This is a genomic window from Pseudomonas gingeri (assembly GCF_013386115.1).
In the GTDB taxonomy this organism is placed as follows: domain Bacteria; phylum Pseudomonadota; class Gammaproteobacteria; order Pseudomonadales; family Pseudomonadaceae; genus Aquipseudomonas; species Aquipseudomonas gingeri.
Genome location: NZ_JACAOR010000002.1, coordinates 598,904 through 612,916 on the forward strand (window position 1 = coordinate 598,904; position 14,013 = coordinate 612,916).

Consider the following 14,013-nt stretch of genomic DNA (forward strand, 5'->3'; position numbering starts at 1 on the left):
CAGGAGCCCGCCCGATGATCGTTCCCACGCTCCGCGTGGGAACGCCTCACTGGACGCTCTGCGTCCGCTTTTTGTGGCGCAGAGCATCACGGGCTGCATTTCCGCCTACCCCTGTGCCGTACGCGCCGCCTGCGGGCTCCGCCGTTCCTGCGCGGCAAACCGGTTCGCCCGGCCGAACGTGCCGAAATCGTTGAAGCGCACGCCCATCTCGGCCATCACCCTGTGCGCCACCGGCGCGGTCATCTGGCGGATATAGAAGGGCTCCTTGACCACGAAATGATGAATCCCGTGGGTGCTGCCGAAATTGAAGCAGAACGCCTGCAACGGCCACAGCCACCAGGGATTGAGCACCTGGGTCTGCTGGATCACGTTGCCCGGCTCGACGTCACCGTAGTAGTGCATGTTCGAGCTGATGAAATGCAGGCAGAAGGTGCGCAATACGTTCGGCCCGATCAGCACCACCACCGCGATATCGATCACCCGCATCACCGCCAGGGTATCGGCCGACCAGTCGATCGACGCGCCCAGCAGGCCGGCGAGGCCATTGGCGCCGTGGAAGCCGAGGAATACATACCAGGCCCCCCAGTGCAGCAAGGCCAGTGGTGCATAGACCAGGAACACCCGCTTGAGAATGCTGCGCCGATGGGCCCAGGTCTTCGCCCGGGACATGCGGATCAGCGCCGACATCATGTTGTCGCCCACCATCAGCAGCCGCGCCAGGCCCCAGGGTTCGCCATTGGTGATCGCCCGCTCTTCCATGTCGGCCTCGGTGCCGGACACCTTGTGGTGGTTGAGGTGCAGGTGCCGGCGGACCCACGGGTTGATGGTGCTCGGCCGCGCCAGCCAGACCAGCGCCAGCATCAGGTTGTGGGGCAGCCGCTGCTTGCGGAAGTACATGCTGTGGATCAGGTCGTGCTCCAGCTCGTGGGTCAGTGAGGCCAGGAACGCGTTCAGCAACAGACATGCCCACCAGGCCAGGTAACCCTCAATGTAGAGCGCCGCCGAGCCGACCATGCCGGCCAGGGCAAAGGCCAGGATGCCCGCGCCAAGGGCGTCCTGGTGGTTCAGCAGCGGGTAGCGCCGGCGCAGTTCGACGCCCCGGGCCATGACCACTTCACGAATATGCGCGCTGCGTTGTTGTGCATTCAGGCGCTCGGGACTTGCGCAAACACCGTCCATGATTCCATCCTCTGGTTATTGATGTTCGCATCCTGCGCCGCGCCGTCGCCCAACGTAGTAGCCGCGAACGCCAACCTGTTGACCGGATGCGCCAACATGCCCGAACCGACTTCGCTTTCCAGCTGGACCCGCGCCCTGCGCAAGCAGCTCGACGCCCTCGGCCTCGACAGCGCCGCCCTGTGCCGCGAGGCCGGGCTCGACCCGCAGTTGATGGACGATCCCAACGCCCGCTACCCGTTGTCGGCCACCACGCGCCTGTGGCAGCTGGCGGTGACGGCCAGCGGCGACCCGGCGATCGGCCTGCGGGTCTCGCGTTTCGTCAGCCCGACCACCTTCCACGCCCTCGGTTATGCCCTGGTCGCCAGTGGCAGCCTGCGCGAGGTGTTCGAACGGATCGTGCGCTATCACCAGGTGGTCAGCGATGCCCTTGAGCTGGAACTGAGCCGCGAGGGCGAGCGCTACCGTTTTCGCCTGCAGGTGCCCAAGGACAGCCCGGCACCGGCGCCAGAGGCCATCGACGCCTTCGCCGCGATCTACGTGCGCACCTGCCGCAACCGCCTGGGCCGCGAATACGCGCCGCTGGCGGTGTACTTGCGGCGGCCCGAGCCGGCCGATCCGAAACCCTGGCACACGGTGTTCCGCGCGCCGGTGTTCTTCGCCGCCGCGGAAGATCGCCTGGAGTTCGCCTGCGCCGACTTCGACAGCCATCTGGACGACGCCAACCCGGAACTGGCCGAGCACAACGAAGCGGTGCTCAATCGCACCCTGGCACAACTCAAGCCGCTGACCTGGGAGCGCAAGGTACGCCAGGCCATCGAGGCGCAGTTGCCGGAAGGCGAACCGTCGGCCGAACGCATCGCCCAGGCCCTGCACCTGAGCCTGCGCAGCCTGCAACGGCACCTGGCCGACGAGGGTTGCCGCTACGACACGCTGCTCAACGAATGCCGGGAAAACCTGGCGCTGCTGCACCTGCGCGACCCACAGTGCTCATTGAGCGAAGTCAGCTACCTGCTCGGTTTTGCCGACACCAGCAGCTTCAGCCGGGCGTTCAAGCGCTGGACCGGCATCACCCCGGGGCAGTTCCGCGACGGCCTGCGCTGAAGGCCCCTGAAAGAACGAACACACGGGACACTGTAGGAGCCAGTCAGTTGCTGGCCGCCGCCCGCAGGCGTTCCAGGTCGAGAATCTCGATTTCCCCGTAGTTGAGGTGGACGATGCCCTCGTCCTGCAGGCCCTGGAGAATCTGGTTGGTGGTCTGGCGTGATAGCGACAGCATCGACGCCAGCTGGTCCTGGGCCAGCGGGATCAGTTGTCGCGAGTGATTGAGTTCGCCGTAGCCTTCGGCGATCTGCAACAGCCGATGCGCCAGGCGCGCCGGGGCCGGCATCAGGCTCAACTGCTCCAGGCCGATAAAGGTCAGGCGCAGCTTCTGGCTCATCAGCAACGCGAACTGCCGCCAGTATTCCGGGTGCTCTTCCAACAGTTCCAGCAGGACACTCTGCGGCACTTGCAGAAGAATCGTATGGCCAACGGCATAGGCATCGTGGGTCCGGGGCAGGCCGTCGAACAGGGAAATCTCGCCGAACCAGTACGGCAGTTCGATCAGGCTGAGCAGCGCTTCCTTGCCTTTTTCGCTGACGGCACCAACCCGTACCGAACCTTCGAGAACCGCATACAGGCCGCACGGCGGATCGCCGCGCTTGAACAGGCGCTGACCCGGCGTCAGGCGCCGCCCCTTGGCCGCGGCCAGCAAGCTATCCTGCAAGTGTGCAGGCAGATTGCTGAACCAGTGGCCCGTCAGCAGGCGCGAGCGCCAGGCAGATACGTCCATGAGATCTCCAAAACGATTGTCGTCTAGCCGACAGTGCAAATTTTCCGGTTGGGGCATGATCCCATCACCCCACAGGAGGAATAACAATGAAAAACCTCGTCGAGCATCTCAGTCAATACGCGGCATACCACCGTGATCCGCGCAATATCGCCAGTCACTTCATCGGGATTCCGCTGATCGTGGTCGCCGTCGCCGTCTTGCTGTCACGGCCAGGATGGCCGGTGGCCGGGCTCTGGCTGACCCCGGCGGTACTTTTGGCGGTGGTCTCGGCGTGGTTCTACCTGCGCCTGGAAGTGGCCCTCGGACTGCTGATGACGGTGCTGCTCGGCCTATCCGTTTGGCTAGGCCAGATACTGGCCGCACAAAGCACGATGGTCTGGTTGAGCAGCGGCGTCGGCCTGTTCGTGCTCGGCTGGGCGATCCAGTTCGTCGGGCATTACTACGAAGGGCGCAAGCCGGCGTTTGTCGACGACCTGAGCGGATTGATCGTCGGACCGCTGTTCGTGGTGGCGGAACTGGCGTTCCTGCTGGGGCTGCGCAAGGCGCTCAAGCATGAGATCGAAGCGCGGGCGGGGGTGGTGCGGTTGCGGGAGAAGCGGGCGGCCGTTTGAGGGGGAGGGCCTGCAAAGGCTTCTTCGGCCTCTTCAGCCTCTTCGCGGGCAAGCCCGCTCCCACACTGTCCGCGTCGTACCTGAGTCTTGTGGACGAACGAGAACCTGTGGGAGCGGGCTTGGTCTGGGCAGCATTCCGACGAATCAGACCAGCACAAGCGCCGCCAGCTTCAGATATTGGCCAGTTTCTGCCAGACCTTGGGTTTGAAGAACAGCGTCTCACCCCGCGCCAGGCCGATCAAGCTGTCGTGGTCCTTCACCACTTCAGCCTCGATCAGTTCGCTCTGGCCTTCGACCTTCAGCGTCACCCGGGTGGTCGCGCCCAACGGACGGATATCGCGCACTTCGGCCGCATGGTGGTCTTCCAGTTCGTGACGCGACAACGACACCTCGTGGGGACGGAACAGCACATGGTTGTCCTCCCCCAGGTGCAGGCGGTTGGAGTCGCCGAGGAAGTGGTAGACGAAATCGCTGGCCGGGTTCTCGTAGACCTCGCCCGGTGAGCCGATCTGCTCGATCACGCCCTTGTTCATCACCACGATGCGGTCGGCGACTTCCATCGCTTCTTCCTGGTCGTGGGTCACGAACACCGAGGTCAGGTTGATATCTTCATGCAGGCGCGCCAGCCAGCGCCGCAGCTCCTTGCGCACCTTGGCATCCAGGGCCCCGAACGGCTCGTCCAGCAGCAGCACCTTGGGTTCCACCGCCAGGGCCCGGGCCAGGGCAATACGCTGGCGCTGGCCGCCGGACAGCTGTTCCGGATAACGGTCGGACAGCCAGTCCAGCTGCACCATGTTCAGCAGTTCATGGACCTTGGTCGCGATCTGGCTTTCGCTCGGGCGCTGGTTCTTCGGCTTCATGCGCAGGCCGAAGGCAACGTTGTCGAACACGGTCATATGGCGGAACAGCGCGTAGTGCTGGAACACGAAACCGACGTTGCGATCGCGCACGTCGTGACCGGACACGTCTTCGCCGTGGAACACGATGCTGCCGTCATCCGGGGTTTCCAGACCGGCGATGATCCGCAGCAGGGTGGTCTTGCCGCAGCCGGACGGGCCGAGCAACGCCACCAGCTCGCCGCTCTGGATGTCCAGGTTGATGCTGTTCAGTGCCTTGAAGGCGTTGAAGTTCTTGCTGACATTACGGACTTCGATCGACATGACTTATTCCTCCGCGGCGCTGGCGCGCAGGCGGTTGATTCGGTTTTCGCTCCACTGCTTGAGCAGCAGGATGAAGAGCGCCAGGATCAGCAACAGGCTCGCCACGGCGAACGCGGCCACGTGGTTGTATTCGTTGTAGAGGATCTCGACGTGCAGCGGCAGGGTGTTGGTCACCCCGCGAATGTGCCCGGAAACCACCGACACCGCGCCAAACTCGCCCATCGCCCGCGCCGTGCAGAGCACCACGCCGTAGATCAGGCCCCACTTGATGTTCGGCACGGTGACATGCCAGAACATCTGCCAGCCGTTGGCGCCCAGCAGTCGCGCCGCCTCTTCTTCCTGGGTGCCCTGCTCCTGCATCAGCGGGATCAGTTCACGGGCGACGAAGGGCACGGTGACGAAGATGGTCGCCAGGACGATGCCCGGCAAGGCGAAGACGATCTGGATATCGTGGTCCGCCAGCCACGGGCCGAACAGGCCCTGGGCGCCGAACATCAGCACGTAGACGAGACCGGCGATCACCGGCGAGACCGAGAACGGCAGGTCGATCAGCGTGACCAGCATGCTCTTTCCGCGAAAGCTGTACTTGCTCACGCACCAGGCCGCGCTGACGCCGAACACCAGGTTCAGCGGCACCGAGATCAGCACGGCGATCACCGTCAGTTTCAGCGCCGACAGGGCGTCCGGCTCGAAGATCGCGGTGAAGAACGCGCCGAGGCCGAGCTTGAGGCCCTGGGACACCACGATAAACAGCGGCAACAGCAGGAACAGCGCGAAGATCAGCCAGCCGAGGCCGATCAGGAGCCGTCGCGAGACGGCACTGCCGCGGCGGGCAGCGTTGGCCGAGGAAGCGGCGCTTATGGACGATTGGGACATGTTCGCGCCTCCTTATGGGGTTTCGATACGCCGCTGCAGCAAGTTGATCAGCAGCAACAGGACAAAGGAAACCACCAGCATCATCACGCCGATGGAGGTCGCGCCGGTGTAGTCGTACTGGTCGAGCTTGACCATGATCAGCAGCGGCAGGATCTCGGTCTTCATCGGCATGTTGCCGGCGATGAAGATCACCGAGCCGTACTCGCCGACGCCACGGGCAAAGGCCAGGGCGAAGCCCGTCAGCCAGGCGGGCAGCAGCGCCGGGACGAGGATGTGGCGGAACACCTGCAAGGGCTTGGCGCCCAGGCAGGCCGCGGCTTCCTCGACTTCACGGGGAATGTCGGCGAGCACCGGCTGCACCGTGCGAACCACGAACGGCAGGGTCACGAAGGTCAGTGCCAGGGTGATGCCCAGCGGGGTGTAGGCGATCTTGAAGCCCAGGTCGGCGGCGAACTGCCCGACCAGGCCGGTCGGCGTGTACAGCGCGGTCAGGGCGATGCCGGCGACGGCGGTGGGCAGGGCGAACGGCAGGTCGATCATCGCATCGATGATCTTGCGTCCCGGGAAGGTGTAGCGCACCAGCACCCAGGCCAGCAACGTACCGATAATGCCGTTGATGATTGCCGCATACAGCGCGGTGCCGAAGCTCAGCTTCAGGGCCGCGACCACCCGGGGCGCCGAAATGATCGCCCAGAACTGCTCCCAGGTGAGTTGGGCGGCGTGCACGAACATCGCCGCCAGCGGTATGAGCACAATCAGGCTGAGGTACACCAAGGTGTAGCCCAGCGTCAGCCCGAAGCCGGGTATGACGGGGGAGATACGACGTGACATAAAAGTCCTTGGTTGTGACGCACAAAAGCCCCGAATGAAATCCGGGGCTCCGAGCTTGGCTTACTGTAGGTTACCGTTTCAGTTACTGGGCCTGGTAGATCTGGTCGAACACGCCACCGTCATTGAAGAATTTCGGTTGCGCCGATTTCCAGCCGCCAAAGTCCTTGTCGATGGTCACCAGGTCAAGTTTCGGGAATTGCTTCTCGTACTTGGCGGCGACCTTCTCGTCACGTGGACGGTAGAAGTTCTTCGCGGCGATTTCCTGGCCGGCCGGGCTGTACAGGTGCTTGAGGTACTCGGTGGCGATCTCGGTATTGCCTTTCTTCTCGGCGTTCTTGTCGACCACGGCCACCGGCGGTTCGGCGAGGATCGACAGGGAAGGCACGACGATATCGAACTTGTCGGCGCCGCCGTCTTCCTTGAGGGCCAGGAATGCTTCGTTTTCCCAGGCCAGCAACACGTCGCCCTGACCGTTGTTGACGAAGGTGATGGTCGAGCCGCGAGCACCGGTGTCGAGGATCGGCACGTGCTTGAACAGTTCTTTCACGTATTCCTGGGCCTTGGCTTCGCTGCCGCCGGCTTTCAGGCCGTAGGCCCAGGCGGCGAGGAAGTTCCAGCGGGCGCCGCCGGAGGTTTTCGGATTCGGGGTGATGACCGAGACGTCTTTCTTGATCAGGTCGTTCCAGTCCTTGATGCCCTTGGGATTACCCTTGCGCACCAGGAACACAATGGTCGAGGTGTAGGGGGTGCTGGCGTCCGGCAGGCGCTTCTGCCAGTCCTCGGGCAGGGTCTTGCCGAGCTTGGCGATTTCGTCGATGTCGCCGGCCAGGGCCAGGGTCACCACGTCGGCACGCAGGCCGTCGATCACGGCACGGCCCTGCTTGCCGGAACCACCGTGGGATTGCTGGATCTTCACGTTGTCGCCGGGATGAGCCTGCTTCCAGAAGCTGGTGAACTCGGCGTTGTAGTCCTGGTACAGCTCACGGGTCGGATCGTAGGACACGTTGAGCAGTTCATAATCCTTGGCAACAGCGGAACCGGCAAACACGGCACTGGCGAGCGCGGCCAGGGCGTAACGGCGAATCGACGACATGGTGAAGCTCCCGAAAATTTTTTGGTGTGTTGGCTTTTTCTTATGGCGCTTCAAGCCCGCATTCGTGCTTGAACGCTGCAGTTTTTTCTGGGGGGCATGAATGACGCCCTCCGGTTGACCAGTCGGGCCTCTGACGAACTCAGAGGGTGATGCGGGATTCAGCTGGGTTTGTTGCTGGGGTTTTGCAGACGGAACTTTTCCTTGCGTTCGATCTGTACCACCTGAGCGTTATGGACGGTGATTTCCACCGCACCAAAACGCAGGTCGCGCAAGGCGCTCTGGATCTCACGCAGGATGGTTGCTTCGTCCTGGCCGTCAACGCTACGCAGAGATGCGCTCATGGTCGTGCTCCTGAAATAAGGGTTGCCCCGGCAGTGGCGGGACTGCTTATGGCGTGGAGGCAATATTAGACAGGCGAAGTTATTCTTAAAAATACTATTTAAGAATTTTAATATAACCAAAACTTTATCAGAGGATTCGGGAATGGCCGCCGCTGCGCGTCGGATCGCCAGCAAGCCGGCTCCTACCGGAAATGGTCTCGCACACGGCACCTGTGGCAGACACCATTGCCCCGTGGAAGCCGGCTTGCCGGCTCCTACAGGAAGTGGCCTCGCACACGGGACTTGTGGCAGACACCATTGCTCCGTGGGAGCCGGCTTGCTGGCGATGACGTCCGGACAGACGACGCAGCACCCAAGCGGTCAGGCGATTGCCGGCGCCCGCAGCCAATCCAGCTGCCTGGCCGGCATCGGTCGACCGAACCAGTAGCCCTGCCCGAGATCGCAACCCTGGTCGAGCAGGAACCGCGCCTGTTCCTGCTGTTCGATGCCCTCGGCATGCACCTGCATGCCCATGCTCTGCGCCAGGGCGATGACCACGCGGACAATCGCCGCATCGTCCTCGTCCCACGGCAAGCCGGCGACAAAGCCCTGGTCGATCTTGAGTTTCTGCACCGGCAGGCGCTTGAGCCGCAGCAACGAAGAGTAACCGGTGCCGAAATCGTCGATCGCCAGGCTCACCCCCAGCTCGCGCAGGCGATGCAACTGCTCCAGCGCCACCTCGGGGTCCTCCATCACCGCGCTTTCCGTGACTTCCAGCTCCAGCAGCGCCGGGTCCAGGCCGGTGTCGTCCAGCACCTTCGCCACCTGCTGGTACAGCTCGCGACGGGCAAACAGCCGGCTGGAAACGTTGACCGCGATAAACGACAGCGCCACCCCCTCGCGCAGCCACTGGCACATCTGCCGGCAGGCCTGCTCCATGACCCAGGCATCGATCTCGGCGATCAGCCCGGTGCGCTCGGCAATCGGAATGAACTCACCGGGCGACACCAGCCCGCGCTGCGGGTGCTCCCAGCGCACCAGGGCCTCGACCCCGATCAGCCGGCTGCTGCCGAGCTCGTGCACCGGCTGGTAATAGACCCGCAGCTCGTCCTGTTCCAGGGCCCGACGCAACTCGCTGGCCATTTCCACCCGGTGCTGGGCGTGGGCCGTCAGTTCCTCGGTGTACAGGGCGTAGCCTTCCCGTCCGGCACTCTTGGCCTTGAACAGGGCCGAGTCGGCATTGCGCAGCAACTGTTCGGCGTTCAACGCATCGCTGGGAAACAGGCTGATGCCGATGCTGGCGTTGATGAACAGCTGGTGCTCGTCGAGCTGGAACGGCTCCTTCAGGCCCTCGATCACCCGCTGGGCCAGGGCCGCCGCCTGGACCACCTGCGGGCAGTTCTCGGCCAGTACCGCGAATTCGTCGCCGCCCAGCCGCGCCAGGGTGATGCCGCCGCCGAACAGGCCTTGCAGGCGCTCGCCCACCGCCTTGAGCAACTGGTCGCCGATATTGTGGCCCAGGCTGTCATTGATGATCTTGAAATGGTCGAGGTCGATCAGCAGCAAGGCACAGCCGCGCTTGTGCACCTGCGCCGACGCCAGCGCCTGGGCGGCGCGGTCGGAGAACAGCAGGCGATTGGGCAGGCCGGTCAGCGGGTCGTAGTGCGCCAACTGGCTCAATTCGTACTGGGAATCCTTGATCGCACTGATATCGGAAAATACCGCGACATAGTGGCTGAGCTGGCCCTGGTCGTCGCGGATCGCGCGGATCGTCTGCCATTGCGGGTAGATCTCGCCGCTCTTGCGCCGGTTCCAGATCTCGCCGCTCCACTCGCCACTCCCTTCCAGCGCCTGGTAGACCTTCTGGTAGAAGTCCGCCGAATGCCGGCCGGACTTGAACAGGTTCGGCCGCTCCCCCAGCACCTCGGCTTCCTGGTAACCGGTAATGGCGACGAACGCCCGGTTGACGTGGACGATCAGGCCGTCCCTGTCGGTGACCAGCACGCCCTCGCGGGTACAGTCGAAGACCGCGGCGGCCTGGCGCAGGCGTTCCCGGTCGCCGGCCGTGGAGTCGCGCTCGGCGGCGGCATGGGCAAAACGCTGGTAACGGGCATGGATCAGGAAAATCAGCACCGCGCTGACGCTGACCCACAGGTAACCGCGAATGATCTGCCAGTGGGCCAATTGCTCGGGCTCATCGAAAAAACTGCTCAACAGCTGTTGGCTGAGCTGGATCCAGAGGATCGACAGCAGCAGGTACAACACGCCCGCCTTCAGAGCATTGCGGTATGAAATTGCCATAAACGATGCTAATTCCCTCTAGAAATGCCAAATTGCCCTACAAATCGGCCGGAATTATAGAGTAAGAAACATCCGGCCACTCTTATCTGAAACAGCGACTGGTTTTCTCTGGTGGCTCGGTGATAATGCGCTGGCTGTTCTTTACTTTATCGAGGGCCATACAGCCTATGTGGTACAACGGCTTCCTTGACCTGTCAGCCTGGCAACTGGTGGCGGTCACTCTGTTGATGACCCACGTGACCATTGTCGGCGTCACGGTCTATCTGCACCGCTACTCGGCCCATCGCTCCCTGGAGCTGAATGCCGGCCTCAAGCACTTCTTCCGTTTCTGGCTGTGGCTGACCACGGCCCAGAATACCCGCGAGTGGACCGCCATCCACCGTAAACATCACGCAAAATGTGAAACCGTCGACGATCCCCACAGCCCGGTGATCCTTGGCCTGTCCACCGTCCTGCGCACCGGCGCCGAGCTGTACCGCGCCGAGGCCGGCAATGCCGAGACCCTGCGCATCTACGGCAAGAACTGCCCGGAAGACTGGCTCGAACGCAACCTCTACTCGCGCTACAAGATGCTCGGCATCAGCCTGATGGCGGTGATCGACCTGCTGCTGTTCGGCGCCATCGGCATCACCATCTGGGCGATCCAAATGATGTGGATCCCGTTCTGGGCCGCCGGCGTGATCAACGGCCTGGGCCACGCGGTCGGCTATCGCAACTTCGAATGCCGTGACGCGGCCACCAACCTGGTGCCCTGGGGCATCCTGATCGGCGGCGAAGAACTGCACAACAACCACCATACCTACCCCAACTCGGCCAAGCTCTCGGTCAAGAAATGGGAATTCGACCTGGGCTGGGCGTGGATCAAGGTCTTCAGCTTCCTGCGCCTGGCCAGGGTGCAACGCGTCGCGCCCATCGCCCACCGGGTCGAAGGCAAGGGTCACCTGGACATGGACACCGCCATGGCGATCCTCAACAACCGCTTCCAGATCATGGCCCAGTACCGCAAGCTGGTGATCGCCCCGCTGGTGAAACAGGAGCTGGCCAAGGTCGATCATTCGGTCCGCCACCAGTTCCACCGGGCCAAGCGCCTGCTGTCGCGGGAAACCAGCCTGCTCAGCGACAAACACCAGGTGCGCATCGAAACCATGCTGGCACACAGCCAGGCGCTCAAGGTAATTTACGAGAAACGCCTGGCCCTGCAACAGATCTGGGTCAAGACCAGCTCGAATGGCCACGATATGCTCGCGGCGATCAAGGACTGGGTCCACGAAGCCGAGGCCAGCGGCATCCAGTCGCTGCGTGAGTTCGCCAACCAGCTGAAAACCTACTCGCTGCGTCCATCCGTCGCCTGACACCGTTGATCGGCGCGCCTCGCCCCGAGGCGCGCCGTTCGGAACTTAGCGGCCATTCCCTTATCTCAAAATGCACTTCGCCATCCCGGCGGGTTGTCGGTGTCGCCACGCCTGATACGAACGTGACACACCCTGTGAGATGTGTGCCGATGGTCAATAAAAATCCGAGACCGCCTTCCCTCCAACAGTGGCCCGAAGCCGCTGAAACCCTGCTCGCCCTGATGCACGCGCAAGGTGAAGTCGCGCGCCTGAGCGAACGCGAACAGCTGTTCAGCTCGCTGCTGGTGAGCGTCAACGCCGTGTTGTGGGCTTTCGACTGGGAAGCCCGGCAGATGCTCTATGTCAGCCCGGCCTACGAACGCATCTTCGGCCGTTCCGCCGGCCTGCTGCTGGCCGACTACAACGAGTGGCGCGACAGCATCTACCCCGACGACCTCGACTACGCCGAGCGCAGCCTGGCCGAAGTGCTGGAAAAGGGCGCGGTGGAAGATCGCGAGTACCGCATCATCAGCGCCGACGGCGAGATCCGCTGGCTCAGCGACAAATGTTTCATCAGCCGCCATGCCGAGCCGGGGCAGCGGGTGATCGTGGTCGGCATCGCCGAAGACATCACCGAAAAGAAAGCCTTGGAAGACGAGTTGCAGCGCCTGGCGACCACCGACGTGCTGACCCGCAGCAGCAACCGCCGGCATTTCTTCGAATGCGCCCACCGCGAGTTCGAGCAAGCCCGCCTGCAGGACTCGCCGCTGGCCTTCCTGCTGCTGGATATCGATGACTTCAAGCTGATCAATGACACCTACGGGCACCCGGAAGGTGACGTGGTCCTGCAGAAAATCGCCGAGACAGGCCGTTCGGCATTGCGCAGCGGCGATCTGTTCGGCCGTATCGGCGGCGAAGAATTCGCCGCGCTGCTGCCCGGCTGCGCGCCGGACATGGCACGACAGATTGCCGAGCGCCTGCAACGGGAGATCCAGCGCCTGGCGTTCAGCCATGACGGCGAACAGTTCGGCATTACCGTCAGCCAGGGCCTGACCAGCCTGACCCCCGAGGACGAGCTGCTCGACAGCCTGTTCGCCCGCGCAGACGGCGCGATGTACCAGGCCAAGCGCCAGGGCAAGAATCAGATCGTGCTGGCGTGAAGAGCCGGGGTTTCGGCCCTCAGTTCTTGCGCAGCCGCATCAACTCCGGCAAGCCGATCCGCAGTAGTCGCGCCGTGCGGCTCTTCGCCAGCTCCTCGACGCCCTCGTTGGGCGTCAGGCGCGCCAGCTGGGCCGACAGGTTCATCACCAGGGCCTCGCGGGAATACACCCCGCCACCGAGCTGATAGACCGCCGCAATCAGCTCCCGCAGCTCCAGCGGCAGACGCCAGCGGGTGCGCAACGCGGAACCGTAGCCGGCACCGAATGCGTAGAGCGACTCGCCGATCAGTTCGTCATCCAGCTCGCCACCCGCCTGCTGCCATTCCTGCATGCAGCGCAGCAGCGCCAGGTCGCCCAGGCGGTGCAGCAGGCCCGCACAGTAACAGCGCTCCTGGTCGAGGTCGAGCAGGCGCGCCAGGGTCCGGCCGTATTCGGCAGTATGCAGCGACAACTCCCAGTAGCGCTCGGCGTAGTCGGCCAGCGCGGCATCGCTGAGCCTGGCGCTGCGCTTGAGGCTCAGGCCGAGGATCAGGTTCATGCTTTGCGCCGCGCCCAGGCGGTGCAGGGCCTGGGCCAGGGTCAGCACCGTGCTGCCATGATGCTGCGCCGCGCTGTTGGCGGCGGCGATCAGCACCGCGGTGATCTGCGGGTCGGTACGGATTTCCTGCTCCAGTACCTTCAGGTCGAGGCCATTGGGATTGAGGCTGCGTTTGACCGCGACCTGCACATCGGCCATCAGCGGTGCGCCCTCGGATTCTTCGCGACGGCGTTCGAGGAAGGTTTTCAGGTCCATGCCCGGCGCCAGGGCCGGAATCTCGCAGGACACACTCTGCCCGCCATCCAGCAGCAGATCCTGCAGGCGCTGGGTCAGGCTTTCCATGTTCAGGGGTTTGGTCAGGTAGGCCGTCGGTTGCAGCGCCACGGCTTCACGCACGCTGGCGATGTCGCTGCGCGAACTCAGCAGGATGAACGGCAACAGCGGACGGCGTTTCTTCTGGCGCATACCGTAGAGCAGGCTCAAGCCGTCGATACCGGGCAGCTCCCAGTCGGCGATCACCAGGTCGAAGGGTTGGTCGTTGAGCAACTGCAAGGCTTCCTGGCCGTCGGCACACAGCGTCAGGCGGGCGTCGCAACGCACGTTCAGCAACACCTGCTTGAGCAGGTCCCGTGACCAAGGATCCGCCTCGGCAATCAACACACGGGGTACAGCGGGTAAATCCACAGCAGTCATCAAGCACTCTCCGAGGGCATTCCTAGCACCTTAGTCAATGCTGGCCCAGGCATACAGCTAAACGCCACCATTGCCTTCCCTTGACACAA

General features: G+C 63.5%; 13 protein-coding genes. 4 read left to right on the forward strand and 9 right to left on the reverse strand.

The annotated features are described in order from the left end of the window. Positions 1-105: 105 nt before the first annotated feature. Complete coding sequence (locus HX881_RS07420; RefSeq protein ID WP_177083737.1) at positions 106-1,179, reverse strand: fatty acid desaturase; 1,074 nt, start codon at positions 1,177-1,179, stop codon at positions 106-108. A gap of 96 nt (positions 1,180-1,275) precedes the next feature. Between HX881_RS07420 and HX881_RS07425 the strand changes: the two genes are divergently transcribed. Next, positions 1,276-2,280: an AraC family transcriptional regulator gene (locus tag HX881_RS07425; RefSeq protein WP_017124740.1), complete on the forward strand. Its 1,005-nt coding sequence runs from the start codon at positions 1,276-1,278 to the stop codon at positions 2,278-2,280. 43 nt (positions 2,281-2,323) lie between these two features. Here the strand turns inward: HX881_RS07425 and HX881_RS07430 are convergent, their stop codons facing one another. Further along, positions 2,324-3,010, reverse strand: a complete 687-nt coding sequence (locus HX881_RS07430) for a Crp/Fnr family transcriptional regulator (protein ID WP_017124741.1) — start codon at positions 3,008-3,010, stop codon at positions 2,324-2,326. A gap of 86 nt (positions 3,011-3,096) precedes the next feature. Here HX881_RS07430 and HX881_RS07435 point away from each other — a divergent pair, with 86 nt between their 5' ends. Then, positions 3,097-3,621, forward strand: a complete 525-nt coding sequence (locus HX881_RS07435; RefSeq protein ID WP_017124742.1) for an Mpo1 family 2-hydroxy fatty acid dioxygenase — start codon at positions 3,097-3,099, stop codon at positions 3,619-3,621. A 170-nt stretch (positions 3,622-3,791) separates the two neighbouring features. Here the strand turns inward: HX881_RS07435 and HX881_RS07440 are convergent, their stop codons facing one another. The 6 genes from HX881_RS07440 to dibA form a co-directional block, all read right to left on the reverse strand. After that, on the reverse strand, positions 3,792-4,781 hold the full coding sequence (locus HX881_RS07440) for a sulfate/molybdate ABC transporter ATP-binding protein (protein ID WP_017124743.1): 990 nt from the start codon (positions 4,779-4,781) through the stop codon (positions 3,792-3,794). A 3-nt stretch (positions 4,782-4,784) separates the two neighbouring features. Then, positions 4,785-5,657 carry a sulfate ABC transporter permease subunit CysW gene (gene cysW / locus HX881_RS07445; protein WP_177063531.1) on the reverse strand — a complete coding sequence of 291 codons (873 nt, stop codon included), beginning with the start codon at positions 5,655-5,657 and terminating at the stop codon, positions 4,785-4,787. 12 nt (positions 5,658-5,669) lie between these two features. Next, the gene (gene cysT, locus HX881_RS07450) at positions 5,670-6,488 is read right to left on the reverse strand and encodes a sulfate ABC transporter permease subunit CysT (protein ID WP_017124745.1); all 819 of its coding nucleotides are present in this window, start codon (positions 6,486-6,488) and stop codon (positions 5,670-5,672) included. Positions 6,489-6,570: 82 nt separating this feature from the next. Beyond that, positions 6,571-7,581: a sulfate ABC transporter substrate-binding protein gene (locus HX881_RS07455; RefSeq protein ID WP_017124746.1), complete on the reverse strand. Its 1,011-nt coding sequence runs from the start codon at positions 7,579-7,581 to the stop codon at positions 6,571-6,573. Between the two features lie 158 nt (positions 7,582-7,739). Next, positions 7,740-7,922, reverse strand: a complete 183-nt coding sequence (gene oscA / locus HX881_RS07460) for a sulfur starvation response protein OscA (RefSeq protein ID WP_007945260.1) — start codon at positions 7,920-7,922, stop codon at positions 7,740-7,742. Between the two features lie 360 nt (positions 7,923-8,282). Next, entirely contained in the window at positions 8,283-10,202 is a 1,920-nt protein-coding gene (dibA, locus tag HX881_RS07465; RefSeq protein ID WP_017124747.1) for a phosphodiesterase DibA, read from the reverse strand. A 167-nt stretch (positions 10,203-10,369) separates the two neighbouring features. On the opposite strand from dibA, the gene desA reads away from it, so the two are divergent. Both desA and HX881_RS07475 read left to right on the forward strand, forming a co-directional pair. Next, positions 10,370-11,554 (forward strand): delta-9 fatty acid desaturase DesA, encoded by a 1,185-nt coding sequence (gene desA, locus HX881_RS07470; protein WP_017124748.1) that lies wholly within the window; start codon positions 10,370-10,372, stop codon positions 11,552-11,554. Positions 11,555-11,703: 149 nt separating this feature from the next. Then, positions 11,704-12,693 carry a GGDEF domain-containing protein gene (locus HX881_RS07475; protein ID WP_017124749.1) on the forward strand — a complete coding sequence of 330 codons (990 nt, stop codon included), beginning with the start codon at positions 11,704-11,706 and terminating at the stop codon, positions 12,691-12,693. Between the two features lie 19 nt (positions 12,694-12,712). On the opposite strand, the gene HX881_RS07480 is transcribed toward HX881_RS07475, so the two are convergent. Further along, entirely contained in the window at positions 12,713-13,924 is a 1,212-nt protein-coding gene (locus HX881_RS07480) for a response regulator (protein ID WP_177083739.1), read from the reverse strand. Positions 13,925-14,013: the final 89 nt, after the last annotated feature.